23 protein-coding genes are annotated in these 24957 nt (G+C 38.6%); 5 read left to right on the top strand and 18 right to left on the bottom strand.

The window, feature by feature from the left end; all coding sequences use genetic code 11:
* Positions 1 to 8: 8 nt before the first annotated feature.
* The 3 genes from EEJ45_RS05150 (at position 9) to sspL (ending at position 984) form a co-directional block, all read left to right on the top strand.
* Positions 9 to 632: a trimeric intracellular cation channel family protein gene (locus tag EEJ45_RS05150; protein WP_124563727.1), complete on the top strand. Its 624-nt coding sequence runs from the start codon at positions 9 to 11 to the stop codon at positions 630 to 632.
* A 65-nt stretch (positions 633 to 697) separates the two neighbouring features.
* The gene (locus tag EEJ45_RS18320; protein WP_164464202.1) at positions 698 to 838 is read left to right on the top strand and encodes a hypothetical protein; all 141 of its coding nucleotides are present in this window, start codon (positions 698 to 700) and stop codon (positions 836 to 838) included.
* Positions 839 to 843: 5 nt separating this feature from the next.
* Positions 844 to 984 carry a small, acid-soluble spore protein L gene (gene sspL / locus EEJ45_RS05145; RefSeq protein WP_124563726.1) on the top strand — a complete coding sequence of 47 codons (141 nt, stop codon included), beginning with the start codon at positions 844 to 846 and terminating at the stop codon, positions 982 to 984.
* Positions 985 to 1145: 161 nt separating this feature from the next.
* On the opposite strand, the gene EEJ45_RS05140 is transcribed toward sspL, so the two are convergent.
* The gene (locus tag EEJ45_RS05140) at positions 1146 to 1718 is read right to left on the bottom strand and encodes a poly-gamma-glutamate hydrolase family protein (RefSeq protein ID WP_124563725.1); all 573 of its coding nucleotides are present in this window, start codon (positions 1716 to 1718) and stop codon (positions 1146 to 1148) included.
* A gap of 41 nt (positions 1719 to 1759) precedes the next feature.
* Positions 1760 to 2713, bottom strand: a complete 954-nt coding sequence (gene spoVK, locus EEJ45_RS05135; RefSeq protein WP_124563724.1) for a stage V sporulation protein K — start codon at positions 2711 to 2713, stop codon at positions 1760 to 1762.
* A 136-nt stretch (positions 2714 to 2849) separates the two neighbouring features.
* On the opposite strand from spoVK, the gene EEJ45_RS05130 reads away from it, so the two are divergent.
* Entirely contained in the window at positions 2850 to 3833 is a 984-nt protein-coding gene (locus tag EEJ45_RS05130; RefSeq protein WP_124563723.1) for a tyrosine-type recombinase/integrase, read from the top strand.
* 28 nt (positions 3834 to 3861) lie between these two features.
* On the opposite strand, the gene hfq is transcribed toward EEJ45_RS05130, so the two are convergent.
* Together hfq and miaA are read right to left on the bottom strand one after the other, a co-directional pair.
* Positions 3862 to 4086, bottom strand: a complete 225-nt coding sequence (gene hfq / locus EEJ45_RS05125) for an RNA chaperone Hfq (RefSeq protein ID WP_028399070.1) — start codon at positions 4084 to 4086, stop codon at positions 3862 to 3864.
* Between the two features lie 39 nt (positions 4087 to 4125).
* Positions 4126 to 5061, bottom strand: a complete 936-nt coding sequence (miaA, locus tag EEJ45_RS05120) for a tRNA (adenosine(37)-N6)-dimethylallyltransferase MiaA (RefSeq protein WP_124563722.1) — start codon at positions 5059 to 5061, stop codon at positions 4126 to 4128.
* A gap of 492 nt (positions 5062 to 5553) precedes the next feature.
* Between miaA and EEJ45_RS05115 the strand changes: the two genes are divergently transcribed.
* Positions 5554 to 5784, top strand: coding sequence for a hypothetical protein (locus tag EEJ45_RS05115; RefSeq protein ID WP_124563721.1), 231 nt, complete (start codon positions 5554 to 5556; stop codon positions 5782 to 5784).
* A 191-nt stretch (positions 5785 to 5975) separates the two neighbouring features.
* Here the strand turns inward: EEJ45_RS05115 and EEJ45_RS05110 are convergent, their stop codons facing one another.
* The 14 genes from EEJ45_RS05110 to spoVS form a co-directional block, all read right to left on the bottom strand.
* A complete protein-coding gene (locus tag EEJ45_RS05110) occupies positions 5976 to 7049 on the bottom strand; it encodes a Ger(x)C family spore germination protein (protein ID WP_124563720.1) in 1074 nt (357 codons plus the stop codon).
* Positions 7050 to 7054: 5 nt separating this feature from the next.
* On the bottom strand, positions 7055 to 8137 hold the full coding sequence (locus EEJ45_RS05105; protein ID WP_124563719.1) for a GerAB/ArcD/ProY family transporter: 1083 nt from the start codon (positions 8135 to 8137) through the stop codon (positions 7055 to 7057).
* Positions 8138 to 8152: 15 nt separating this feature from the next.
* Positions 8153 to 9625: a spore germination protein gene (locus EEJ45_RS05100; protein WP_124563718.1), complete on the bottom strand. Its 1473-nt coding sequence runs from the start codon at positions 9623 to 9625 to the stop codon at positions 8153 to 8155.
* A 323-nt stretch (positions 9626 to 9948) separates the two neighbouring features.
* Positions 9949 to 11793 carry a DNA mismatch repair endonuclease MutL gene (gene mutL / locus EEJ45_RS05095; protein WP_124563717.1) on the bottom strand — a complete coding sequence of 615 codons (1845 nt, stop codon included), beginning with the start codon at positions 11791 to 11793 and terminating at the stop codon, positions 9949 to 9951.
* A 4-nt stretch (positions 11794 to 11797) separates the two neighbouring features.
* The gene (mutS, locus tag EEJ45_RS05090) at positions 11798 to 14386 is read right to left on the bottom strand and encodes a DNA mismatch repair protein MutS (RefSeq protein WP_124563716.1); all 2589 of its coding nucleotides are present in this window, start codon (positions 14384 to 14386) and stop codon (positions 11798 to 11800) included.
* A 256-nt stretch (positions 14387 to 14642) separates the two neighbouring features.
* Positions 14643 to 15188, bottom strand: coding sequence for an outer spore coat protein CotE (locus tag EEJ45_RS05085; protein ID WP_124563715.1), 546 nt, complete (start codon positions 15186 to 15188; stop codon positions 14643 to 14645).
* A gap of 586 nt (positions 15189 to 15774) precedes the next feature.
* Positions 15775 to 16179: a YlbF/YmcA family competence regulator gene (locus tag EEJ45_RS05080; protein WP_124563813.1), complete on the bottom strand. Its 405-nt coding sequence runs from the start codon at positions 16177 to 16179 to the stop codon at positions 15775 to 15777.
* Positions 16180 to 16207: 28 nt separating this feature from the next.
* Positions 16208 to 17737, bottom strand: a complete 1530-nt coding sequence (gene miaB, locus EEJ45_RS05075; RefSeq protein ID WP_124563714.1) for a tRNA (N6-isopentenyl adenosine(37)-C2)-methylthiotransferase MiaB — start codon at positions 17735 to 17737, stop codon at positions 16208 to 16210.
* Positions 17738 to 17988: 251 nt separating this feature from the next.
* A complete protein-coding gene (locus EEJ45_RS05070; RefSeq protein ID WP_124563713.1) occupies positions 17989 to 18951 on the bottom strand; it encodes an L-threonine 3-dehydrogenase in 963 nt (320 codons plus the stop codon).
* 33 nt (positions 18952 to 18984) lie between these two features.
* Positions 18985 to 20172: a glycine C-acetyltransferase gene (locus EEJ45_RS05065; protein ID WP_124563712.1), complete on the bottom strand. Its 1188-nt coding sequence runs from the start codon at positions 20170 to 20172 to the stop codon at positions 18985 to 18987.
* Between the two features lie 753 nt (positions 20173 to 20925).
* Complete coding sequence (locus EEJ45_RS05060) at positions 20926 to 21792, bottom strand: 2-oxoacid:ferredoxin oxidoreductase subunit beta (protein WP_124563711.1); 867 nt, start codon at positions 21790 to 21792, stop codon at positions 20926 to 20928.
* A complete protein-coding gene (locus EEJ45_RS05055) occupies positions 21779 to 23533 on the bottom strand; it encodes a 2-oxoacid:acceptor oxidoreductase subunit alpha (protein WP_124563710.1) in 1755 nt (584 codons plus the stop codon). Before EEJ45_RS05055 ends, EEJ45_RS05060 begins: the two co-directional genes overlap by 14 nt.
* 99 nt (positions 23534 to 23632) lie before the next feature.
* On the bottom strand, positions 23633 to 24553 hold the full coding sequence (locus tag EEJ45_RS05050) for a dipeptidase (protein WP_124563709.1): 921 nt from the start codon (positions 24551 to 24553) through the stop codon (positions 23633 to 23635).
* A gap of 53 nt (positions 24554 to 24606) precedes the next feature.
* On the bottom strand, positions 24607 to 24867 hold the full coding sequence (gene spoVS, locus EEJ45_RS05045) for a stage V sporulation protein SpoVS (RefSeq protein WP_124563708.1): 261 nt from the start codon (positions 24865 to 24867) through the stop codon (positions 24607 to 24609).
* Positions 24868 to 24957: the final 90 nt, after the last annotated feature.

Genomic DNA, 24957 nt, shown 5'->3' with positions numbered 1-24957 from the left:
ATTGCATCATGACATGGGAGTTATTTAGTATTATCGGCACGATTGCTTTCGCTGTAAGCGGTGCCATTGTTGCCATGGAGGAAGAGTACGATATTTTTGGTGTGTACATTTTGGGAATGGCTACAGCGTTTGGCGGCGGTGCCTTGCGCAACTTACTTATAGGATATCCGGTTGAAGCATTTTGGAAACAAGATGTATTGTTTCAAATTGCTCTTTTATCAATGACGATTATCTTTTTATTTCCGCACAAACTAATGAAACATTGGAAGAAATGGGAAAATATAACAGATGCAATCGGTCTTTCTGCCTTCGCTATTCAAGGTGCTTTATATGCTCAAAAGTTAAACTTACCGCTAAGCGCTACGATTGTCGCAGCCGTTTTAACAGGAACGGGCGGCGGTATCATACGAGATGTGCTGGCAAAAAGAAAGCCTCTCGTATTGCGTGCTGAAGTATACGCATTTTGGACGATTTTAGCTGGGTTTGCTGTTGGAACAAACCTTGTAGCAACACCGATCCATATGTATCTACTGTTTATCGTCATCGTCGTATGTCGTATGTTATCAATTTATTACAACTGGCATTTACCCATTAAATCTTTGACAAATTCATCAAAGTCTATTGACAGTTGAAAACGCCGCATGCGGCGTTTTTTTATAGGCAGAAAAGCCATACTATACAAAAGGGGGTGTATCATATGACTAATCATGTAAACAAGGGCAAGCAAAAAAGCTCAGTAGATCACTCAGGACAAACACCAGAATCTGCGTACGGGAAAAGCAAAAAAATGGAGAAGCATCATCAGCTTCACATACAACAATCCACAGGAAAGGAATGACAAAAATGGCAAAAGGTAATAACCAAAGCAATCGCGGAAAAGCAGCAAGTAGTGTAAATTCACAAGGTATGACACCAGGCGAAGGCAACTACAGTCCAAAAAGTAAGCTTGAAAATCGCGCCAAAAAAAGCAATACAAAGATATAAACAGCAGGAGGCTGGGACAAAAGGTTTTCAGTCAAAGAAAAATCCGAACTATTAGTCGGAATTCTCCACACAGAATTCGATTTAGTTCGGATTTTTTCTTTTTTAGTGTTATGTATTCTTTCGGCTTTAGCGTTATATGATTCAGTTATGTCCCGGCCTCCTCACATTACTTTTTTTACTGCTTGTACAATTGCTTGTACATAAGCGTCGTAGGCATTGACACTCATTTGTAATAATTTGCGCTGCGCTTTGGTCAACTCAAGCTGCAGACCTCTTCCGTTTTTACTGCGATTCACAATATTAGTAGGACTGTCACCATTAATTCTACCAGGCGCCTCCTTTACTAAAAAGCCGGCATCTAATAAGTGTGCTGTGGCAATTCGCTTTAACTCCCCATCATTTCCTCCTATATAAGTTACGGCCGTGTCACCATACGCTCCATGTACAGAAACTACATACGATGATGTTTGTACAAGCTCTACCGCTCTCGGTTCGTCAAATTGAGCTGATGTAATATGAAGTTTTGGATTATTTTTTAATCCTTGAAATGTATAAAAGCTTGCATGTAAAGCCTCTGCAATATCACTGGCTAACTCTGAGGTTCCAGACTCAATCGTCCCACCGTGAATAGCAAGCACCGTTATTTCAGCATTTCTTCTTACACATAAGATTTGATAATCTACATGCTCTACCTCGCACTGCGCCAGCTTTGCAAAGTTTTCGTATGTATGCATAGCACACCTCCCTTTTGTAGTATGTAAAAAAACCGCCTAACTTATAAAATAGGCGGCTCTTCATCACACTCTAAATCACTTCCTGAAATTGTAAGTAAATCGAATTTATCGTAAGAATCCTGCGATAGCAATCTCATCGCTTGTGAGCGTACGGATTTTTCAACGATATTCCGTACATAGCGCCCGTTGCTGAAGGAGGTAAGACCAGAAGAGTACTTGACTGCATTTAAATGGTCGCGCAACTTCCATTCCGCTTCTCTCGAGAGTTGATACTCCCGCTCTTCGTACATGCGTCTACCAATCTCAATCAGTTGATTGACCGTATAATCGGGAAACTCGACAATGAAAGGAAAGCGTGATTGCAGACCCGGGTTTAAGGATAGAAAATGATTCATTTCTCTGGAGTACCCAGCCAATATTAAAACAAAGTCATGTTGCTTATCTTCCATATGCTTCACCAAAGTATCTATTGCTTCTTTTCCAAAATCTTTTTCCCCACCTCTCGCCAATGAATATGCTTCATCCACAAATAAAATGCCACCCATTGCCTTTTTTATAAGCTCACGCGTTTTTTGAGCTGTATGACCAATATATTCTCCCACCAAATCTGCACGTTCCGCTTCAATTAAGTGTCCCTTAGACAATACATTCATTTGAAATAATAATTTGCCGATAATACGTGCAACTGTCGTCTTTCCTGTACCCGGATTTCCTTTAAACAACATATGAAGAACCTGCTTTTCCGCTTTCAAGCCCATTTCTTGCCTTTTTTTATTCACGTAAATCCAAGCGTATATTTCTTTAATGATCTTTTTCAAGTCCTCCATACCGACCAATCGTCCCATTTCTTCCTCTACTTGCCTAAGCATGTCATGCTTGGTAGCCACGTTTTCCGTTAATATTTTCTGTGGCGGAAGAGGAACACTTTCTTTTTTTCTATGGTTTAATACAATATTAATTTGGTTTTTATTGTTTTTGCGTATGGACTGGTCCATAAGCCACCTCCAATTAGCAGAACACGGATGTGTATGCATTAATTAGCTGCTTTCAGCGCAGACTTCCTTACCTAATGAATACACACTTACCACCATTTTCTGTTATAATTTATGAAAATGAATGGATGGTGAATGTATGCAAGTCAAAAAAGATGAAGATACAAGCTTACACGAATCTGTACGGGAATTCGCCGCATATTTAACAAGCAAGGGAAGAAAACAATCAACTATAAAACGCTATATATATGATTTGGAAGATTTTATTCATTGGACTCGCAAGCAACTGGACATTTCTTCTAATAGTATATGGTCTACATTAACCACAAAAGACTATGAAAATTACTTTTCTGACTTAAAAGCTACTCGTCACTATTCTGAAAAAACAATGCATCGCATTTTTATTGTTTTAAACAGAATGTACCGCTTTTTACAGCTTGATAATCCCACTTTAGTCAATCCAGTCAAGCATATGGATTTCATCATTCAACCTGACCGCGCTTTACGGGACGAAGATTTTATTTCCGAACAAGAAGAAGTTCGTCTAAAGAACATCATCATGTCGTTAGAAGGTTTATCTGATAAACAGTTACCAGTACGTCCCCTTTTAATGGATCGCAATTTTTGCATTGTCATGCTGTTAGTGGATTATGGTTTATCCTTACAAGAGCTTGTTTCATTGAACATGCATCATATCCACTTTGAAAACAACACCATCACTATTCCACCAGTTTCGGGAATTGCTCGTACTATTTGTCTAACATTAGAGGATAAACAAAGATTATATAGTTACTATAAAATCATTCCAGAAGCTGTTAGGCCGAAATACCATACAAACGACCCTGTATTTGTCGCATTTGATTTCAATCGAAACACATATCGGTGGGTGTATGATAACGATGCGCCAAAGAGTTTGACGGAAATAGCTGTACAAAAAATGATTCGGCAAGAGGTAGCGAGGGCTGGACTGCGAAAAGGTATATCCGCTCAACATTTGCGCAACACATATATTCTGCGTCTTATTCAGGAAAAGGTAAGCGAACCAGAAATCGTAAAGCAAATGGGATTTAAAACAAAGCTCTCATTAAAGCGCTACTACGACTATATGAGGAATAAAGAATAAAAAAAAACCTCTTTACAGAGGTTTTTTACTATTCTAATTCAATACTTACATTTTTTTGTGGAACGAATGTGGAGATGGCGTGTTTATAAATAAGCTGTTGCTTGCCATCAGTTTCCAAAAGAACTGTAAAATTATCAAAACCTTTAATAAGTCCTCTTAGTTGAAAACCGTTTAGCAAATACAGCGTCACGTATGTATTATCCTTGCGAAGTTGGTTTAAAAATTGATCTTGAATATTAATTGACTGCTTCATGTAAAATCCTCCTCTTTTTCTCTACTTACCTCTATTCTACTAAAGTTTCAGCAATCCTTCCACTTTATGTGAAATTTCTTGTATTTTCGGTCCTTCTGTCACGTCAAACCACATAACGTGTTCTTTGTTACGGAACCATGTCAGCTGCCGCTTTGCATATCTTCTTGAATTAGTTTTTAACACATTCACCGCCTCTTTTAGGCTTATTCTATTTTCTAAATAAGCATACAGCTCTTTGTAGCCAATTGCTTGAATAGACTGACAGTCTCGAATTCCTGTTTCATACAAATGACTTACTTCCTCTAAAAGCCCTTGCTTCATCATCATATCCACACGCATATCAATACGCTTATACAATTTCTCCCGCTCCATCGTAAGGCCAATGAAAAGTGCATCATATAACAGCTCGTGAGCCTGTGCTTCTAAGGACTCGCTCATTGTCCTTCCAGTTGTTTCAAAGATTTCAAGAGCTCGGATTACACGTCTTATATTATTGGGATGGATGCGAGACGCACTCTCTGGGTCCACCTGCTTTAATCTTTCAAATAAAGCATCGCCGCCTTCACTGGCCACAAATGCCTCCATTTTTTCACGATACTCTTGATCGCCCCGATTTTTGGTAAATTGATAATCATACAGGGCTGCTTGTATGTATAATCCTGTCCCACCCACAATAATGGGTAATTTACCTCTTCCTGCGATGTCGGCAATATGTTCTCTCACCCTCGTCTGAAATTCAGCTACTGAGAATGATTCTTGAGGTTTCTTTATATCGAGCATATAATGTGGGATTCCTTCTTGTTCTTCTTTAGTGACTTTTGCTGTACCAATATCCATTCCTTTATATACCTGCATAGAATCGCCACTAATAATTTCACCATTAAACATTTTAGCAAGCTCAATACTCAGTTTTGTTTTGCCGACCGCCGTTGGTCCCACAATGACGATAACTTTTTGTTTTGCTGCTGCACTCATTTCGTTCACTCTCTTTATATAAAGTCGTCCATTTGGACAGTATATCCAGTTTCATTCCAAGTAAACCTAATTGTTATAGTAAATGAAATTTCACAAAAACTTATATTGCATAATCTACATACAAACACAGGACAACTACTATACAACGCTTACTTAAAATCATTCATAGATCGTAAACACTCCTACATATCACCTATTCTTCTCTTTTATCTATATAAGTACGACTAGAAAAAACAACATTCTTTTTTTGGGTGGAAAAGAAGAACGGGCAATGTATAGTTGCGGTCAGGACCTAAGAGATACGCTTGTCAAGTAAGAACATACACATGTATCGAGGTGTTCTGGCGCTGTGATTTGCTTTCTGTTTCTATATCGAAAAAGCTATGTAGACTTATATAAAATAGAAATTGCAACCTTGCATGCATAAAATTGTAGCTTATTTGACATAGTTTGTCCATATTGTACATAGCTTGATAAAAAAGGAGGGATTGTATGAAAACCGAACTGAGACACGAACGTGTACAAGCATTATTAGATGAAATGATTGTAGACATTTCTACAAATTCACCTCATGTTTCAAAAGAAGAGCTCGACTTTTCATTACTGTGCCTCATGCGTGCATGTCAAGGCATACTAGATGAAGAGCAAAACTGGGATTATATTGAAAGTAAATTTAATGCAGCATATAACCTGTTAACTGGCCGAGCTGTATATCCATTTTAGTAAATATTTTTGTACCCAAAACAAGCAGACGACTTTTAGTCTGCTTGTTCCATATATTTTATTTAAAAGCATTACCTTTACACTTGCAAAGATCCTGCTTGCACTATAACATCTTAATTATATAGATGTAGTGATTACCTTGGTGCATACTACATTCAATTGTACTCTAACATAATTTTAGTTTAAGTAAATTATCTAACAACCCCACTTCCAGATATATGAACATTTGCCTTTACTACAATCTTGGTTGTGGGATATATTTGATTCCAATTTGCTACATTAAATTGTCTTGTTTGACTTCTCACTCTATCACCAATACATAATGGATCTATTTTTAAGTTCTGAAATTTCCCCACTAACTTTCTCCCTTTAGATTCTATTTTTCTTTCTAGAGCTTTTTGGATCATGTGTTCCACTTTAGTATTAATTTGCAAACCAGAATATTCACTAATGGAGCCTTTTACACTTATATTAATATAAATTGTCGGAACACTTTTATGATTTTCAATCCTGTATTTAACATTAGAAGAAACTTGCTGCAAGCTTGCATAACCACTATGATTCACTTTAAGCTCATGAACACCAATATTTGCTTTTTCATTCATTAAATTAAACACAAATGTCTCCTCAAGGTTTAACTTCTCAACCATTTTATCGTTTTTAAATAAAGCAAGGCCTGTTAATTGTATCTTATTTCCTTTCTTATTTATAATGGGTACATAAGGATCCATTCCTGCTCCTTTATACATATAATCGTATAGATGTAAATTTGTGCGAGGGAAATTAGAAAATTCAACTGATTTATTAATTAAATTCTTAATATGTGGTCCTAATCCCTCAGGATACCCATAGTCGTATTTAACTAAATCGTGAGCACTCCCTCCCTCAACAATTGCTATAGTAACTAATCTACCGACAGTAGCATCCCGCAAATAACTATCTAAAATGCGCGTAATCCCCTTATCCTCAGAAGCCATTTCTTCACTAAATAAAATGACCGCTATCTTTCCAATTGTAATGGGCTTTTGAATTGCACTTAATTGATTACGTAATCCTTTACTTGTATGACTACTAGCTGTGTACGTATATATGGAACTGGATTGGTCTCTATTAAATACTTGTGAAGCAACGGTTGCCTTCATCTTTTTATTTTCTCCTGAATCATATCCGACAACAAAAACTACAGGAAGTTCATCAATTACTTTAGGTGATACACAACCTGTAATTAACAATATACACATCAATACAAATATTTTCACTTTCACTTATTTCATCCCATCTTTTTCTTTAATAAACCAATCATATATAACAATGGAATTAGCATATATGTTATTCCTAGTCCGACCAGACTAACATTTGTTTGTAACCATTTTATTTGAGGTGGTGATTGTATAATACAAACAGAAATGAAAGCAATTGCTAGAATACCTATTAAAAGTTTTTGTTGTTTTATATGAAAAAGCTGTTTTCCCATACGAGTTGCAGACCAAATATAGAGACAAACATTAGGAAACATCACTAGACTCCACATAACAACACCTATATATTCAAACCTTTCAACAAAAGGAAACTCAACAAATTTCCATATTGTCAATGTAGCCCAAGGTGTATTATCCAACTGATTCACATTAAATAATACCGTTGTTATTATGACGACATATAAATATAAACAAGTTGTCATTGCCACGCCTAAATGAGCCCATTTTTGCGACTTACCTTTGATAAACGGATAGAACACTAATAACGCTTCAATTCCGAGATAACTAAAAGTTATTTCTTTAGTTGCTTTTATAAATTCGAAAGCAGAATGATCCATAATAGGTGATAAATTCCTGAAAAAGTAAAACTCCAATTTTAAAGGTACAGCTAACGTTAAAAATAATCCCATTGGAATAATAACGCCAAAGAAACAAATTCCTGTTACAGTTCGAAATCCGCCAGAAAGAACATAATATATCATTAACATATATAAGAATCCTGGAATCCATGTTGCCAAATCAGGAAACATCCATAGCTGTACCACAGATATATATGTGCGTATTAAAACGATAGATAACAAAATAAAATACCCCATAATTACAACGTTTAATATAGAAGATAAGATGCTACCGAAAGTTTTTTGCATAATATGCACAAATTCGACTGAATCACCATTAAATATGCCATAGATCATGTACACAATAATATGAAAAAGAATTCCTGTTAAACCAACTACAATCCAAGCATCCTGTCCGACCAACTTTGAGATTTCTGCTTGAAATCCAAGTACTCCAACCCCTACTTGTGCACTGTGGACGATAAACGGAACTAAAAAAGCGGAAATCACCATATTTTCCTTTATTTTTGACTGCAACAAATCTCCTCCCTTTTAATCGTCATCAAAATCTCTAAAATGAAATCCCTCAAAGAAAGAAAAACGAGTTTTATCCTTTGCACGTAAAAAGGTTGGTCTGTATTTTTGCATGCCAAACGGCAGACGAATTAAGAAATCTTTCATATCTGGTATTCTTGGTGGATAAATAGGCGAAAGATATGGTCGATTAAAAGAGGTTAACTTGATTAGATGAGTTAACACAAAAATACCAAAGAGAGCAATTCCAAATAAGCCTAGGAATTGTGCAAATAGCAAAAATGGATACCTCAAAAAACGTATGGTATTTGTTACTTGATACACGGGTGTGGTAAATGAAGCAAGAGCAGCTAATGCCACTATAATCAATAACACATTGCTAGTAAGCGAAGCTTGTACAGATGCAGTCCCAATTACAATTCCTCCAACTATGCCCAAAGTTTGACCAATTTTTGAGGGCATTCTAGCACCTGCTTCCCTTAATAACTCGATAGTGATTTCTAAAAATAGGGCCTCTATAATAGGGGGAAACGGAATACTACTTCTTGATGAAATTAATGTACCTAATAATTTAGACGGAAATATTTCATAATGATACGTAAGAATAGCAACATATAGTGGCGTGACAATCACTGACAAAAAAATCGAAATAACACGAACAATTCTAAAAAAGGAAGCCAATATCCAATTTAGATAATAATCCTCAAATGAAGTCAACAAAATTCCAAGCGTAGCTGGTGCGATAATAGCAGAAGAAGAACCATCACACATAATTACTACATAACCATCGCTTAAAGCGCCAACAATCCGATCTACCCTCTCTGTATCAACAGTTTGAGGAAATATAGATAACGAATCATCCACTATCATTTGATTTAAAACTGCCACATCAGAAATCGCATCATATTGAATATCTTGAATGCGTTTTAAAATTGTATTTATATTATCATCATCCGTAACATGTTCAATATATAGAATAGATACCCTCGTTTGGCTCATGGTTCCAATTTTCATTTCTATAGTGATAAATCCCGGTATAGGGAGACGCTTTCTTATTAAATGAATATTAGTATCTAAGTCTTCAATTAAAGCTTCTTTTGGCCCCATAACAGTAAATTCGTTCTCTGGGGCACTAATATTTCTGGACTTTCTAACTGTAGCTTTGATTAACAAGACATTTGTTTTATCATGTAACAACTCAATAAGAACATATCCATTAAGAAGCCTTTCTTCAATTATTGTTTTATCTGTTGTGATAATACTATCTTCAATTGGAATAGCACCTTTTAAATCTTGTATAGATAAAAGACCTTGTTGATTCATTGCAGGTAACATCTCTCGATGAAGTGTATCAATATTAATTAAAGAAGAAAAGTAAGAAATAGAATAAGGTAAAATCGCCTCCTTATTACGATAATTCACAAAATCATATGATCGGCTTAACTTTTTCTTCATACCTTGAATTTCTGACCACTGGCTTGAAGTTTCCATATTCTATATACCCCACTACCTCTTTGAATTTATATTAGATAGTGTTTTCCATTTCTGCTTTTTTTATAAGGTATTTTATTACGACTCTGAAGTCACACTTAAGCACAAATACTTTACAATAAACCTTAATTTCCCACAATTACTAGTCCAAACTTTTATGAAAGTCAGATATCTTTATCACCTTTTTTCGCCTGTTCCCTCCACACCATTAATAATCTCTTTATACAAAAATAAAAAAGAACAACCAGCGTCTATAGACTGGTTGCCCTTTTTCAGTTCATGCAATTTTTTCGCTCCACTTTATTCATTTTCCCTAAAGCGACTTACATTACCCGTTTAAACATTTTCTCCAGCTCATACGTGGAATAATGAATTACTATCGGTCTACCATGTGGACACGTATAGGGATTTGTTGTTTTACGCAAATCCTCTAACAACGCAAAAATTTCCTCGTTCTTTAGATGTTGATTTGCTTTAATGGATGCCTTACAACTCATCATTATTGCAGCCTCTTCACGCAGTTTACTTATGTCGACCTTCTTCTCTTTACGCACCTGCTCCATCATCTCCTCAATGATTTCTACTTCGTCTCCTTTTGGAAACCATGTCGGGTGGGAGCGTACAATAAAACTTTGCTGACCGAACGGTTCGAGAAACAATCCGACCTTCTCAAGCTCTGATAGTTGCTCCTCAACCCTCAGAAACTCTTGCAGCGATAAATCAATGCGATACGGAATTAACAATTCCTGTACATCAGGTGCAACACGACCAACCTTTTCTCGAAAATATTCGTAGTTAATACGCTCCTGCGCCGCATGTTGGTCAATAAGATATAATCCTTGATCATTTTGCGCCAAAATATACGTCCCGTGCATTTGTCCAATTGGATAGAGCGGCGGCAAGTCGTTGCCGTTCATTTCCACCTCACAAACTATCTCTGTAGGCGATGTTAACACCAACTCTTCTTCCGGCTCGTATAGAAACTTCTCGCGCTCCGGTCGTGGTTCTGGCTCAATAGCTGGAGGTGATATTGGTGATTCCATTATAACAGGCGTTTCAACCTTTTTCTCGAGCATATCAGTCGGCAACTTAATATCTGGTGTAATAGTGTGCTCAAATCGGAAAGCACCTTGTGTGCTCTCCTGCTGTACAGGCTTTTTCACCGTAGCAGAGGGAATGAGTTGGACCTTTTGAAAGGCTTCTTTTACAGCAGCAGACACTAGCTCAAGCAATTCATTCTCTTTACTAAAACGAACCTCGAGTTTTGCGGGGTGAACATTTACATCAACTAGCATCGGATCCATTTCAATAGAAAAAAAGGCAACTGGATATCTGCCGATTGGTAGCAATGTATGATAGCCTTGTTGAATGGCTTTAACAAGCGAATAGTTACGAATATAGCGCCCATTTACAATCGTTGAAATATAATGTCTAGAAGCCCTTGTTACTTCTGGAAGTGCTACATAGCCTTTTATGATAAAATCGAGAGACTGCACTTCAATTGGAATCATTTTTTTCGCAATCGGTACGCCGTATATTGCAGCTAACACTTGACGTACATCACCGTTTCCAGTCGTGTGGAGCAGCTTTTTACCATTATGCAAAAGACGAATGGATACGTCTGGATGCGCCATCGCAATACGATATACAAGATCAGTAATATTTCCGAGCTCCGTATTAATTGTTTTCATATATTTTAAGCGAGCAGGGGTGTTAAAAAACAAATGTTCAACCGTAATATCTGTACCTTTGCGGCTCGTAGTTTTTTCGTGCAAAACCAGTTCCCCGCCTTTAATCGTCACCTTTGTTCCCGGTCCTTCTCCCGTGCTCGTAAGCAGCGTTAGCTCACTAACAGAAGCGATGCTCGGCAAAGCCTCACCGCGAAAACCAAGCGTACGAATACGGAACAAATCTTTTTCATCTTGAATCTTGCTTGTGGCATGACGCTCAAACGCCACAAAGCAGTCATCTTCTTCCATACCATCTCCATTATCAATAATACGAATTTTGGAAAGACCGGCTTCCTCCAAATGAATTTCAATGCTTGTACTGTTTGCATCGATTGCGTTTTCAAGTAGCTCTTTTACAACGGAAGCTGGTCTCTCAACTACCTCCCCCGCCGCGATTAAGTTTGAGAGCTGGTCGTCAAGCTTACGAATTTTCCCCATTCTCTCATCCTTTCTTCAGCAGTTTTTGTAAACGATACAATTCGTTTAGCGCCTCAAGTGGCGTCATATCTAAAATTTCTAGCTTCTTAATTTGTTCTAGCGCTTTTTTCTCCTGCGATGTTTGTTTTGGTTCTACCGGGGGCTCTGCCATCGTAAAGAAAGAAAGCTGGTCGTCATGTAGCGTGGATGCTTCCTTCTGAGGCTCTGGGACCTTTTTTATCTCTTGTCCCTCTAGTGCTGCAAGGACCTCTTTCGCACGGTTAATTAAACTACTTGGCAATTCGGCCAGCTCCGCAACATGAATCCCATAACTTTGATCTGCCGCACCTTCTTTTACTTTATGAAGAAATACGACCTTTCCATTTTCCTCAATCGCGGATACATGCACATTCTTCAACTTGTCTAGCTGACCGGAAAGTGCTGTTAACTCATGGTAATGCGTTGAAAATAACGTTTTGGCACCAATATGGTGATGAATGTGTTCAATAATGGCCTGTGCAAGTGCCATACCATCGTATGTGGATGTACCGCGCCCAATTTCATCAAATAAAATTAAACTATTCTTTGTAGCGTTTGTGATGGCATTTTTGGCTTCCAGCATTTCCACCATGAACGTACTTTGACCTGAGATTAAATCATCAGCAGCACCAATACGGGTAAAGATTTGATCAAATACTGGCAGCACCGCTTCGTTTGCCGGTACGAAACATCCGATTTGCGCCATTATAGCATGTAACGCCAATTGCCTCATATACGTACTTTTACCGGACATATTCGGACCTGTAATTAAAAACATATCTGTTTCTTGTGGCATCCATACATCATTTGGTACATATGTTTTTGTGTTAAGCACCTTTTCCACGACCGGATGACGGCCATCTTTTATAAAAATTTCACGCTTAGCTGATAGCTGTGGCTTCACAAACTGTTCTTCTTCGCTGACTGTCGCAAAGCTTTGGAATACATCAAGCTCGCTCACAATTTTTGCAAGGAGCTGAAGCTTTGGAATATAAGCTTTTACCTGCTCGCGAAGTTCGACAAACAAATCATATTCCAGCTGTACAATTTTTTCTTCTGCACCTAAAATGAGCGCTTCCTTTTCTTTTAGCTCCTGCGTTACAAAGCGTTCAGCGTTTGCCAGTGTTTGCTTGCGCTCATATCTTCCTTCTTGTAACGCTCCAAGGTTGGCTTTTGTCACTTCAATATAGTAACCAAAAATACGGTTGTAGCCAATTTTTAGAGACTTAATGCCCGTCAGTTGCCGCTCACGCTGCTCCATTTCAGAAATCCACGTCTTCCCATTTTTACTCACATAGCGATATTCATCAAGTGTGCTGTTATAGCCATCTTTTATAATATTTCCTTCTTTTATAGACAAAGAAGGGTTGTCCAAAATGCTACGTTCCAGCAGCTCCGCTAAGCTCTCGCACGGATCTGCCTCGGAAACAAGCGCATCCGCGTATGGACTTTCCAGCTGCTTCGTTAATTCTAAAATAGCGGGAATTTGCTGAACAGAACGTTTAAGTTGTAATAAATCTTTTGCATTAACGTTTCCGTATGCCACCTTTCCAGCCAATCTTTCTAAGTCATAGACATCACGGAGTTTCTCTTTTAAATCTTCTCGTACAAAATAATGCGTCATGAATGTTTCAACCATGTTATGCCGCTCTTCAATTTGCATTGCATTCACAAGCGGCCTCTCCACCCATTGTTTCAGCATGCGACCACCCATTGCGGTTTTTGTTTTATCAAGCAACCACAGTAATGATCCTGTTTTCTCTTTAGTTCGGATTGTTTCTGTTAATTCCAAGTTTCGCTTAGAGTGCACATCTATTTTCATAAACTGATTGCTGTAGTACATACGCACAGGTTGTAAATGATCTAGAGATCGTTTTTGTGTACGCAACACATAACAAAACAGACGACCAACGGCCATCATTAATTTCTCATCTTGCAAATGGGAAACAAGTTGGCGGAGTTCTTCCGGTACATCTGTTTCATCTTCATGAGAAATGGTAATCTTCAGTTGACTCGTTAATTTGTGAAGCTCATCTGTTGGAAATGTACTACTAACTACAATCTCTCTTGCTCCAAGCGCATGTACCTCAAGTAATACATCCTCCATAGATCCATTCAACATCGTCACTGTGTTCTCACCTGTTGACAAATCATTGCACGCAAGCACATAGCTTCCCTGAAACTCTGTGAGTGCTACAAGAAAGTTGTTTTCTTTTTCATCAAGATTGCGCCCTTCCATCATCGTACCTGGTGTAATTAACTGTACAACTTCACGTCGTACGACACCTTTAGCCGTTTTCGGATCCTCCACTTGTTCACAAAGAGCCACTTTATAGCCCTTTTCTACAAGTTGCTCAATATAACCTTTAGCTGCATGGTGAGGTACACCGCACATTGGAATGCGCTCACTTCCACCCGCATCACGGCTCGTTAGTGTAATCTCCAATTCATGTGCTGCTTTAATAGCATCATTAAAGAACATTTCATAAAAATCACCTAATCTGAAAAACAAAAAAGCATCTTGATAATTTTCTTTTATCTTTAAATATTGCTGCATCATCGGGGTATATGTCATGGTAGTCCTCCAACACGTAAATATCTCATAATACTCCATTATAACATGATAGAATTTTTACGCAGTACATTTACTTTTAAAAGAAAAAACAGATTTTGGGTATATCGTGCAAAAGCATTCTTTTTTAGACGAGAGAAAAGTGCGTACCGGTAAGAAAAAGCATGATGAACGCAGTTTTGACTGTGGCTGCTTTATGCAAAACACCGTCTGTACTTATATAACAAAAAAGCTAGGAAGAAATTCTTCCTAGCAATTCTTACTCTTCTTCTGCATCTAACATAAAGTTCGGATCTAAGTCTTCAAATTCTTCGTCATCTACTTCACAGTATGCATCATCATCGTCACGGCAGCCTTCTGGATTCACGCGAACACACACTTTTGTTTCGCCAATTACTTCCACCAGAAACTCACGCTCCACCGTTACAATAATTTTGTTACCATTTGGAGAAATGATAGCTTCCAAACAATTCGGATGCTGGATGACGCGAGCAATGATTTCATAATCATCACCGGTAAAGTTTTTATCACGATAACGAATCTTTACTTCTTCTTTGTAGTGTACGCGTTCTGTCACAACTTCTGTTTTTGTGTTGTCATCATAGGAATACCATGTGTTAATATCGTAATATCCATCAATCTCTACATACTTACCACATTTTTTTGCTTCGTACGCATGGTTGATGACCCAGCACCCGAGAATACTTGTAGGTGTATGATTGGGGTCGACAGTATGGGTCGACTTCATATATTGGCGGCCTTTTCCCACAACCGCTTTCGTAATAATCTCTCTATATTCGGACATTCCTAACCCTCCTCAATCAATATTCAATTCATCATATGCGAGACAATTGCGGAATGTGCCATCGCCTACAAAAAAAAGCCTACAGATGATTGCGTGCATAGAATCTGCATAGTCCATTTTATGCACGAAAATTCGGATATGTGCTTGTACATAAAGAAAAAGATGCCCAAACAGGCATCTTTTTTATAAGGGTGTTTTCGCAAACTTTGTTGCTATGTAACAAATAGTGGGGAGTGGTTGATTTCCGCTCGGGGTTGCTCGCTTTCCGCAGGGCGTGCGGTGAGCCTCCTCGGCTTACAGCCTGTGAGGTCTCACCTTACCCGCTACTCCCGCAGAAGTCTCGCACCTTCCGCTCCAACCAACCTGAAACAAAGAAACCTATCTAAAAACAACAATCTTTTAGAAAAGAACCTTTTAGGACCAAGAACCTTAGCTTCTGTGCCTAATCGGTCGGCTCCGCTTTTCTACTGTCCAGCTGCACCTCCCAGGCACTTCCACCTAAGAACCTCGGTCTCAAAAAGGCAAAAAGCGCCTTTTAGGACCAAGAACCTTAGCTTCTGTGCCTAATCGGTCGGCTCCGCTTTTCTTACATACAAGTGCCGCAAGCGCCTTTACTTGCTATTTCCGCGCCGGTTTCCCCTTTTAATACATTGCCGCCGGTAGAGATTAAAATATCATCTGTTACAGTGTTGGAGATTGTACTTGCTACTAACTGCAACAAGTCGTTAACATATGTTTGTGAAGATTGAAATTCTTGTACGACTGGAATAGCTTCCAGTTCAGCTTGTAATGCGTCGATTTGAGCTTCTACCTTTTTCAAGGCTTCTGTTTTACCGTAGTGCTGCAAGTTAACCGCATGTTTTTGCAATGCTTTAATTTTATCGATACGAGTTCGCACATTTTCATTTTTATGAATTTGTGCTTCCGCACGCTTGAATAAATCCACTTCTTCTGTATTAGCAATCATTTTTGCTAATTCTTTTGCTCGCATTACAATATCTTCTTTAGTGTACGTCACTTCACTTCACCTCAATTTGTTCTTCTACCATTACCCCATTTAATGACCATGTTTTAGCTTCTGTAATTTTCACCAAAACAATTTGACCAATTGCCGATTTTGGTCCTTTAAAGTTCACAAGCTTATTTTTACGTGTATATCCAGCTAATACATCTGGATTGTTTTTACTTTCACCTTCTACCAATACTTCCACAATTTGATCTTGATAAGCCAAGTTCTTCTTTGCAGAAATCTCATTGACAACAGCATTTAAGCGTTGTAAACGATCTTTCTTCACTTCCATCGGTACATTATCCTGCATTTTTGCCGCCGGTGTACCTTCACGCGGTGAGTAAATAAAGGTATATGCGCTATCAAATTCAACCTCGCGATACAAAGAAAGCGTTTCTTCAAACTGTTCCTCTGTTTCATTTGGGAAGCCGACGATAATATCTGTTGTAAATGAAGCATTTGGAATGGCTGTCTTCATTTTACGAACAAGCTCTAAATACTGCTCACGCGTATACTTACGAGCCATAATCTTTAATATATCCGTACTACCAGATTGAACTGGTAAATGAATATGTTCAACAAGGTTGCCGCCCTTTGCCAATACTTCAATTAAATGATCATCAAAATCACGTGGATGACTTGTTGTAAAACGAATGCGTGGAATGTCAATTTTACGCAGCTCATCCATTAAATCACCTAAACCGTACTTCATATCTTTGAAGTCTTTACCATAAGCATTTACGTTTTGACCAAGAAGTGTGATTTCTTTATAACCCTGTGCTGCTAATTGGCGTACCTCTTGAATAATATCTTCCGGGCGACGGCTTCTTTCTTTACCGCGTGTATAAGGAACAATGCAGTACGTACAGAATTTATCGCAGCCGTACATGATATTTACCCAAGCTTTAATATCACCGCGACGTACACGTGGAAGATTTTCAATAACGTCACCTTCCTTCGACCATACTTCAACAACCATTTCTTTAGAGAACATCGCTTCTTTTAAAATAAATGGCAGACGATGAATATTATGCGTACCGAAGATCATATCCATATGTGGATGAGTTTTCATGATTTTGTTCACTACAGACTCTTCCTGTGACATACATCCACAAATCCCCAAAAGCACGTCCGGATTTCGGCGCTTTAAGGCTTTTAAATGCCCAATCTCACCAAACACCTTATTTTCCGCGTTTTCACGTATTGCACATGTGTTTAATAGAATAACCGTAGCATCTTCAACCGTATTTGTCGGTTCAAAGCCCATTGCGCTTAAAATCCCCGCCATGACCTCTGTATCGTGCTCATTCATTTGGCAACCATATGTGCGAATAAAGAACTTACGACCGTTTCCAATATTAAGCATATCCTCAGGAATCTCAAAATCACGCTGAATACTTACTTCTTCTTTACCACGTTTTTTTGCATCCTTTAAAGAAGGCGGCTGATACGTTCTATCAAAGTATTGACTATAATCCTTTTCGGATTTTTTTTCAGATGAAAGTATTTTTTGACTTTCTAGTCTTTGTTGTTCGTTCATAACTCTATCTCCTTTCAGGTAGCTATCAGTCTAAACAGCGCGCACACTTTTAAACATGCACCATATATAAATCACTATGTCCGATATACGTATTCGTACAGCGGTTATATAAACACCGAAATGTACTCAAATGGCTTGCAAAAAAGCATAAAACCTTTATCTTCGGTTTATATATTAGACTTATATAGTATAAAGTGTTTAGACCTATTAAACAATATAAGAGACTTAGATTTTATGAACGTATACTCTCATTAGTTAAAGACTTTTTTTTTCAACTTCATGCGCAGTTGCATAAGCATATCAGCTGTCATATTATCAAGGTCATACTGCGCTTTAAAACCCCACTCTTCTTCTGCTGCCGTGCAATCAATTGAGTTTGGCCAGCTATCTGCTATGCCTTGTCGAACCGGGTCAACTGCGTAGGACATCTTGAAATCAGGAATGTGTTTACGGATGGATGCTGCAATTTGTTCCGGTTCAAAGCTCATTGCTGTAATATTAAAAGCATTGCGATGCTTCAGCTTCGCAGAATCCGCTTCCATTAACTGTACAATAGCCTGAAGTGCATCCGGCATATACATCATATCCATGTACGTACCCGGCGCAATATACGATGTATATGCACCATCTTCAATTGCTTTATAGTAGATTTCCACAGCATAATCTGTTGTGCCACCGCCAGGGGGTGCCACGTAAGAGATGAGACCTGGAAAGCGGACGCCGCGCGTATCTACACCAAACTTATGATAGTAATAATCACAAAGCAATTCCCCTGCCACCTTGTTTACACCATACATGGTTGTTGGCCTTTGAATTGTATCTTGTGGTGTATTGTCTTTTGGTGTAGAAGGACCAAACGCTCCGATAGAACTTGGCGTAAAGAATTTACAATTTAACTCTTTCGCAGCCTCAAGTGCATTTACCAATCCACCCATATTTAAATTCCATGCAAACACAGGATTTTTTTCTGCGGTTGCAGAAAGTAAAGCTGCCAAATGAATAATCGTATCTACTTGATGCTCTTTTGCTACAGTATATAAACGCTGACCGTCCGTTACATCAAGCAATTCAAACGGACCTGATGTGACAGCTGGATTGTCCGTTGCGCGAATATCCGAAGCAATTACTTGCTCTGCTCCGTATAAATTACGAAGCATCATGACAAGTTCAGAACCGATTTGTCCTAGAGAACCTGTTACCAATATTTTCTTCATGTTTGCTCACTCCTATTGCATGCTCATGATGTCTTAAATGATATCCATTTCCTTGCCGACCTTTTCATAAATACGGATTGCTTCATCTAGCATTTCCTTTGTATGTGCAGCAGTCGGCATATTACGTACACGTCCCATACCCTTTGCAACAGTTGGAAACACAATTGCTTTTGCATATACGCCCTCTTCGTTTAAACGTTTGCTAAATTGCTGTGTTAGGACTTCGTCACCAATAATACATGGTGTGATTGGTGTTTCACTATTACCAATATTGAAGCCAAGCTTTTTCAATCCTTGCTTCAAGTAGCGACCATTTTCCCATAAACGATCGTGAAGCTCTGTACTTTCTGTGATAATAGATAACGATTCAATACAAGCCGCCACATCCGCAGGTGTTAACGAAGTAGAAAATAGAAATGGACGAGAACGAACCTTTAACCAATCGATGAGGTTTTGTTTTCCTGCCACATATCCACCGACAACACCGATTGCTTTTGACAGTGTACCGATTTGAAAATCTATCTTATCAGACAATCCAAAATGTTTTACTGTACCTGCGCCTTTCCCAAGCACACCAGAACCATGCGCATCATCTACATACGTGATTAAATCAAATTCCTCTGCAATTTCTACAATTTCAGGTAGTTTTGCAATATCACCATCCATGGAGAATACACCGTCTGTAATCACCATAACTTTTCCGTATTGACCTTGCGTTGCTTCTTTTGCTTTTTGACGTAAATCTTCCATGTCAGAGTGTTTATAGACAATGATTTTAGCTCTCGATAAACGACAACCATCAATAATGGATGCATGGTTTAGTTCATCAGATAAAATGGCATCATTTTTATCCATAATGGCTGAAATAGCGGCCATGTTACAATTGAATCCAGATTGATATGCAACAGCTGCTTCCGTATGCTTAAATGCTGCGATTGCTTCTTCAAGCTTAACGTGTACATCAAGCGTACCATTAATGGTACGAACAGCTCCTGCACCTACCCCGTACGTCTTAATCGCTTTTGTGGCTGCTTCTTTTAAGCGTTCATCTGTAGCTAAACCAAGATAGTTATTGGAAGACAGATTAATATATTCTTTGCCACCAATTGTAATGATTGGGCCGTTCGGACTTTCCAGCGGGTCGATGACATTATACATGCCTTTATCTTTTAATTCCGCTAAATTTTCAGTTAAAAATGATTCCAATGCTTTACTAGACATATCGTTAAGCCCCTCCTCATGCCGGCGTCTACAGCAACCACAGTGACCACGAAAGCGCTTTCTCTATTAAACTCGTATCGCAAACGGGTTGAGATCTACTTTTCTTCACTTGCAATCTCTTTTATGTTATCACTTTCAATGCCGGTAAATCATTATACTTTTTTCACGTATTAGCTTAACATATTTTTCACGAAAAAGGATAAAAAACATTTGCATTACATACAAACGTACTTTCGTTTCTGAATAATCCTGTTTTATTTAACATAATTTTGAAAAAAGTCTCCCTCTTCAAGCGAAGCTAAGTGGTGAGTAGTTCACTATAAAATCTCGTACATCAATTTCATTTTTCCACTTTTCCCCTTTAAAACCTTTCCATGCATATGCTACCTTTTCAAGAGCTTGCTTCATAATGAAATTTCCCATTTATTAATACAGGATGTGATAATTTTGTATAACAGGTTCTGGTATAAGAGTAACACTGTTTTGACTTTGGCTACGCCTGTAATCGTTAAATATTTATGAAACAATGCACAAAATTATATGCATAGTGTACAAGTTCTTCAGACAATTTGTTATTGTACGAAATAAAAGGCCGTTAACACCAGCAACAACGCGGATTTGACGTTTAACGAAGGTATTCTCTATAAGGTTTATATTATGAGTTCTTATGCAACACCACCATAGAAAAAGATCCATACAACTCGCGATAATCAGCAATAAAAAAGCCCTTTCACATAGAAAGGACTTCTTCTGTTACATAAATTCTGCCATCAATTCATCAAACATGCTTTGGTCCATTTTTAGATCAGCATGTACAAGTGGCTTGTCACTGTAACCTTTAATCAGCTCCTGATAGGAAGGCTGTTGTTTATTTTGATAAATTAAGCCTGTTACAAGGCTATTATTTTCAATTAATGTCTGCATCGCCTGCATACGATTAGAAGGATCGTATCCTTCTACTTCGCTAAGCTTCTTTAGGTTTTCTTTAAACCAATCATACGTATTCACTTTATTGTACGTTACACATGGACTAAACACATTAATAAGAGAAAAACCTTTATGCTTAATCCCCTCTTCAATTAATTGTGTGAGCTCTTTAAGATCGCTTGAAAAGCTTTGTGCAACAAACGTCGCACCGGCTGTTAATGCCATTTCCATGACAGACAATGCCGGTTCAACCGATCCTTGCGGCGTACTCTTTGTTTTAAAACCTACTTCGCTTCGCGGTGAAGTTTGTCCTTTTGTTAACCCGTAAATCTGGTTATCCATTACAATGTATGTAATGTCAATATTGCGTCGAATTGCATGGATTGTATGCCCCATACCAATTGCGAATCCGTCTCCGTCACCGCCTGAAGCAATAACTGTTAAATCACGATTCGCCATCTTTACACCTTGTGCAATTGGCAATGCACGGCCATGAATTCCATGGAAGCCATATGTGTTAATATAGCCGGAAATACGACCAGAACAACCGATTCCTGATACAACCGCCATTCCTTCCGGTTCTAAACCAACATTTGCAGCGGCACGCTGAATTGCAGCTTGTACGGAGAAATCACCGCAACCCGGGCACCAGTTCGGCTTCACATTATTTCGGAAATCCTTAAACGTTGCCATTTAATACAACTCCTTTTTTGCATTCGTTGTAAACTTCTTTTGGTAAAAACGGGTTGCCATCATATTTCAATAGGCTGGAAATTTTTTCACCATAGCCCACGTTCATTTTTATAATGTTTGCTAGTTGCCCCGTTGCATTATTTTCTACCACTACAACGCGCTTTGCTTCCTTCACAAGTGGCTGCATTACAGCTGTTGGGAACGGATGAAGCAAACGAACATGAGCATGATTCACCTTCAGACCATCTTTTTCTAAACGAATCATTGCTTCTTCAATTGCTCCTCTTGTTGAGTTAAAGCCAACAAGAAGCACATCTGGATTTTCATGCTTTGCAACAATATGAACAGGTGTATTAAACTTCATTCCTTCAATCTTGCGCATGCGCTTATCCATTTGCGCAATGCGATTTTCAGGTGATTCAGACGGCTTTCCTGTTTCGGCATGCTCTACACCTGTTACGTGATGAATGCCATTTTTCACACCAGGTACAACACGAGGAGAAACACCATCATCTGTTACTGCATAACGTTGGAAATACTCCTTATTTTCGATAGGCGGCTGCTCATCCAACAAGAGTTTACCGCGACGAATTTCCACTTTATTAAAGTCTAGCGGTTGTACAGTTTGCTTTCCTAGTGAAAGCTGCAAGTCTGTCATTAGAATAACAGGCACTTGATATTCCTCGGCAATGTTAAACGCCTCAATTGTATCATAAAAAGCTTCTTCGACCGTACTAGGCGCCATAACAACCTTAGGAATCTCACCATGTGTACCGTATATCATAGCCATTAAATCTGATTGTTCTTGCTTTGTCGGAAGTCCTGTACTTGGGCCACCACGTTGTGTGTCGACAATGACAAGCGGTGTTTCGGTAATACCGGATAAACCGATCGCTTCCATCATAAGAGACAAACCAGGTCCAGCTGATGCAGTCAAGGAACGCACGCCTCCGTAGTTAGCACCAATTGCCATTGTACACGCAGCAATTTCATCTTCAGTTTGAATAACAGTACCGCCGACCTTTGGCAATTTTTTAATTAAATATTCCATGATTTCCGATGCTGGTGTGATTGGATAAGCTGCCATAAAACGAGCACCGCCCGCCACTGCACCAAAAGCAATCGCATCGTTACCAATCATAAATAAGCGTTTTTGGCCACTTGCTGGCTCAAGCTGCATCATATTTACTTGCGAGCCAAGCAAATCTTTCATATGTTGTGAACCGCGGCGAATTGCCTCCATGTTTTTTTCTACAATTTGTTGCCCTTTTCTTCCAAAAATTTCTTCCACAACTTCTAAATAGACTGATTCATCTAATCCAAGCACTGAACAAGACGCACCTACAGCCACCATGTTTTTCATTAAAGATGTACCGAGTTCTGTTGCAATTTCTGTAAATGGTACCGCATACAGTTGCACGCTTGTACTATCTGGAATTGTTGGAGAGAATTTTGCATCTGCAATTACAATTCCGCCATCTCGAAGTTCATGGAAATTTAAGTCAATTGTTTCCTGATCAAATGCAACAAGAATATCCAAGTCATCGGATACAGAGCGAACTTCAGTTGTGCTGACGCGAATTTTATTGTTGGTGTGTCCGCCTTTAATACGGGAAGAAAAGTGGCGATAGCCATACAGGTAATATCCAAGCCTATTTAAAGCCATACAAAAGATTTCGCCGGTACTTTCAATCCCTTCACCTTGTTGCCCCCCAACTTTCCAAGAAAGTTGATTCATCATTTACTACACCCCTTTGGCCTCATACATTATAGTGCATTTTTTTACACTATCATTTTATCATCTTCTACCCTAGGAAACTACAAACTCTGGTCATACATTTTAAAAATTTATATAAGACGTGAAATTCTTATATAAAAACCCTTCTACTTGACGTTCTGAATAATGTTTTTGCAGTATATTGATTAAATTTGGATAATCCGCATATGAAGAAAGTCCTTCTACTGTTTCTGTTATGCCATCGAAGTCAGATCCAAAACCAAGTTGCTTCTCTCCACCGAGCATACAAATATGCTCTATATGCTTCAGAATATGAGAAATATGAGCTGGCCCTTCCGTTATAAACGAAGGTACAAAAGTGATACCTATCACACCATCTTTCTGTAGCAATGCACGAATTTGCTCATCAGTAAGGTTACGTGGATGGTCGCATAAAGACCGGCAATTGGAATGAGATGCAACCGGATATGTTGCATGCCCAATTACATCCCAAAAGCCCTTTACAGATAAATGAGATACGTCTGTCCATAACCCATGCGCATTAAGATGTTCGACAACCTGGAAACCAAATGAACTTAAACCAGCACCACGCGGTTCTAAAACACCATCGGCCACTGCATTGCTGTAATTCCAAGTTAACCCCACAGAGCGTACACCTAAGCGGTATAGTGTTTCAAGCTTTACAATGTTTTTATCAATGGCATCACAACCTTCTAATGTCAGCAATGCCCCTATTTCTCCATCTTTCAAATTATCTACATCTGCCTTAGATAACAGAACTTTCATATGCGGATGCTTTTCTATTATCTCCTTGTAGAATATATCGACCATTTCTAGTGCTACTAGGAAACGTTGCTCCTGCGACACATTCTCTGGCACATATATAGCGAAACACTGAATTTTGGCATCATTGCGCAATAAATTTTCCATAGTAATGTGAAGGTGCGGGTCATTTATAAACTGCCTCTTTCGATCAGACCACAATTGCCATAGCACATCACAATGTGCATCAAAAATCTGCATATAATCACCCTTCAAACAAAAATAACCTGTTTGCAACGCAAACAGGTTTAACTTCAACGAGGCTCTACAATCAGTTTAATTGCTGTTCGCTCTTCTCCATCAATGGTTATATCTGTAAACGCCGGTACGCAAATTAAATCTAAGCCACTTGGTGCCACAAATCCTCTTGCAATTGCAACTGCCTTAACAGCTTGATTTAACGCACCTGCTCCAATCGCTTGAATTTCCGCGGTACCTCGCTCACGGATGACTCCTGCAAGTGCGCCTGCTACAGAGTTAGGGACAGACGTTGCTTTAACTTTTAATATTTCCATTGCTTGTTTCCTCCTCGTTTCATTAAATGAGCGATTAAATTCACTCTACATATATTCACGAGGCAAAGCATGTATTCCTTCTTAAAAAGT

Origin of the sequence: Ectobacillus antri (assembly GCF_003852715.1) — a bacterium.
GTDB classification, from domain to species: domain Bacteria; phylum Bacillota; class Bacilli; order Bacillales; family Bacillaceae_G; genus Ectobacillus; species Ectobacillus antri.
Note: the sequence above shows the minus strand (reverse complement) of the source record. Positions and strands in the feature narration are given on the sequence as shown.

Bases quoted from the DNA above. Each gene is read 5' to 3' on its own strand.
- sspL (WP_124563726.1), top strand. From the start codon at position 844: ATGGCAAAAGGTAATAACCAAAGCAATCGCGGAAAAGCAGCAAGTAGT.
- EEJ45_RS05080 (WP_124563813.1), bottom strand. From the start codon at position 16,179: ATGCGAGCAAAAGAATTAGCAAAAATGATTGCTAATACAGAAGAAGTG.
- EEJ45_RS05065 (WP_124563712.1), bottom strand. From the start codon at position 20,172: ATGTCTAGTAAAGCATTGGAATCATTTTTAACTGAAAATTTAGCGGAA.
- EEJ45_RS05115 (WP_124563721.1), top strand. From the start codon at position 5,554: ATGAAAACCGAACTGAGACACGAACGTGTACAAGCATTATTAGATGAA.
- EEJ45_RS05130 (WP_124563723.1), top strand. From the start codon at position 2,850: ATGCAAGTCAAAAAAGATGAAGATACAAGCTTACACGAATCTGTACGG.
- miaB (WP_124563714.1), bottom strand. From the start codon at position 17,737: ATGAACGAACAACAAAGACTAGAAAGTCAAAAAATACTTTCATCTGAA.
- miaA (WP_124563722.1), bottom strand. From the start codon at position 5,061: ATGAGTGCAGCAGCAAAACAAAAAGTTATCGTCATTGTGGGACCAACG.
- EEJ45_RS05140 (WP_124563725.1), bottom strand. From the start codon at position 1,718: ATGCATACATACGAAAACTTTGCAAAGCTGGCGCAGTGCGAGGTAGAG.
- spoVS (WP_124563708.1), bottom strand. From the start codon at position 24,867: ATGGAAATATTAAAAGTTAAAGCAACGTCTGTCCCTAACTCTGTAGCA.
- EEJ45_RS05050 (WP_124563709.1), bottom strand. From the start codon at position 24,553: ATGCAGATTTTTGATGCACATTGTGATGTGCTATGGCAATTGTGGTCT.
- EEJ45_RS05060 (WP_124563711.1), bottom strand. From the start codon at position 21,792: ATGGCAACGTTTAAGGATTTCCGAAATAATGTGAAGCCGAACTGGTGC.
- spoVK (WP_124563724.1), bottom strand. From the start codon at position 2,713: ATGGACCAGTCCATACGCAAAAACAATAAAAACCAAATTAATATTGTA.
- EEJ45_RS05055 (WP_124563710.1), bottom strand. From the start codon at position 23,533: ATGATGAATCAACTTTCTTGGAAAGTTGGGGGGCAACAAGGTGAAGGG.
- EEJ45_RS05150 (WP_124563727.1), top strand. From the start codon at position 9: ATGACATGGGAGTTATTTAGTATTATCGGCACGATTGCTTTCGCTGTA.
- mutL (WP_124563717.1), bottom strand. From the start codon at position 11,793: ATGGGGAAAATTCGTAAGCTTGACGACCAGCTCTCAAACTTAATCGCG.
- EEJ45_RS05100 (WP_124563718.1), bottom strand. From the start codon at position 9,625: ATGGAAACTTCAAGCCAGTGGTCAGAAATTCAAGGTATGAAGAAAAAG.
- EEJ45_RS18320 (WP_164464202.1), top strand. From the start codon at position 698: ATGACTAATCATGTAAACAAGGGCAAGCAAAAAAGCTCAGTAGATCAC.
- hfq (WP_028399070.1), bottom strand. From the start codon at position 4,086: ATGAAGCAGTCAATTAATATTCAAGATCAATTTTTAAACCAACTTCGC.
- EEJ45_RS05070 (WP_124563713.1), bottom strand. From the start codon at position 18,951: ATGAAGAAAATATTGGTAACAGGTTCTCTAGGACAAATCGGTTCTGAA.
- mutS (WP_124563716.1), bottom strand. From the start codon at position 14,386: ATGACATATACCCCGATGATGCAGCAATATTTAAAGATAAAAGAAAAT.
- EEJ45_RS05085 (WP_124563715.1), bottom strand. From the start codon at position 15,188: ATGTCCGAATATAGAGAGATTATTACGAAAGCGGTTGTGGGAAAAGGC.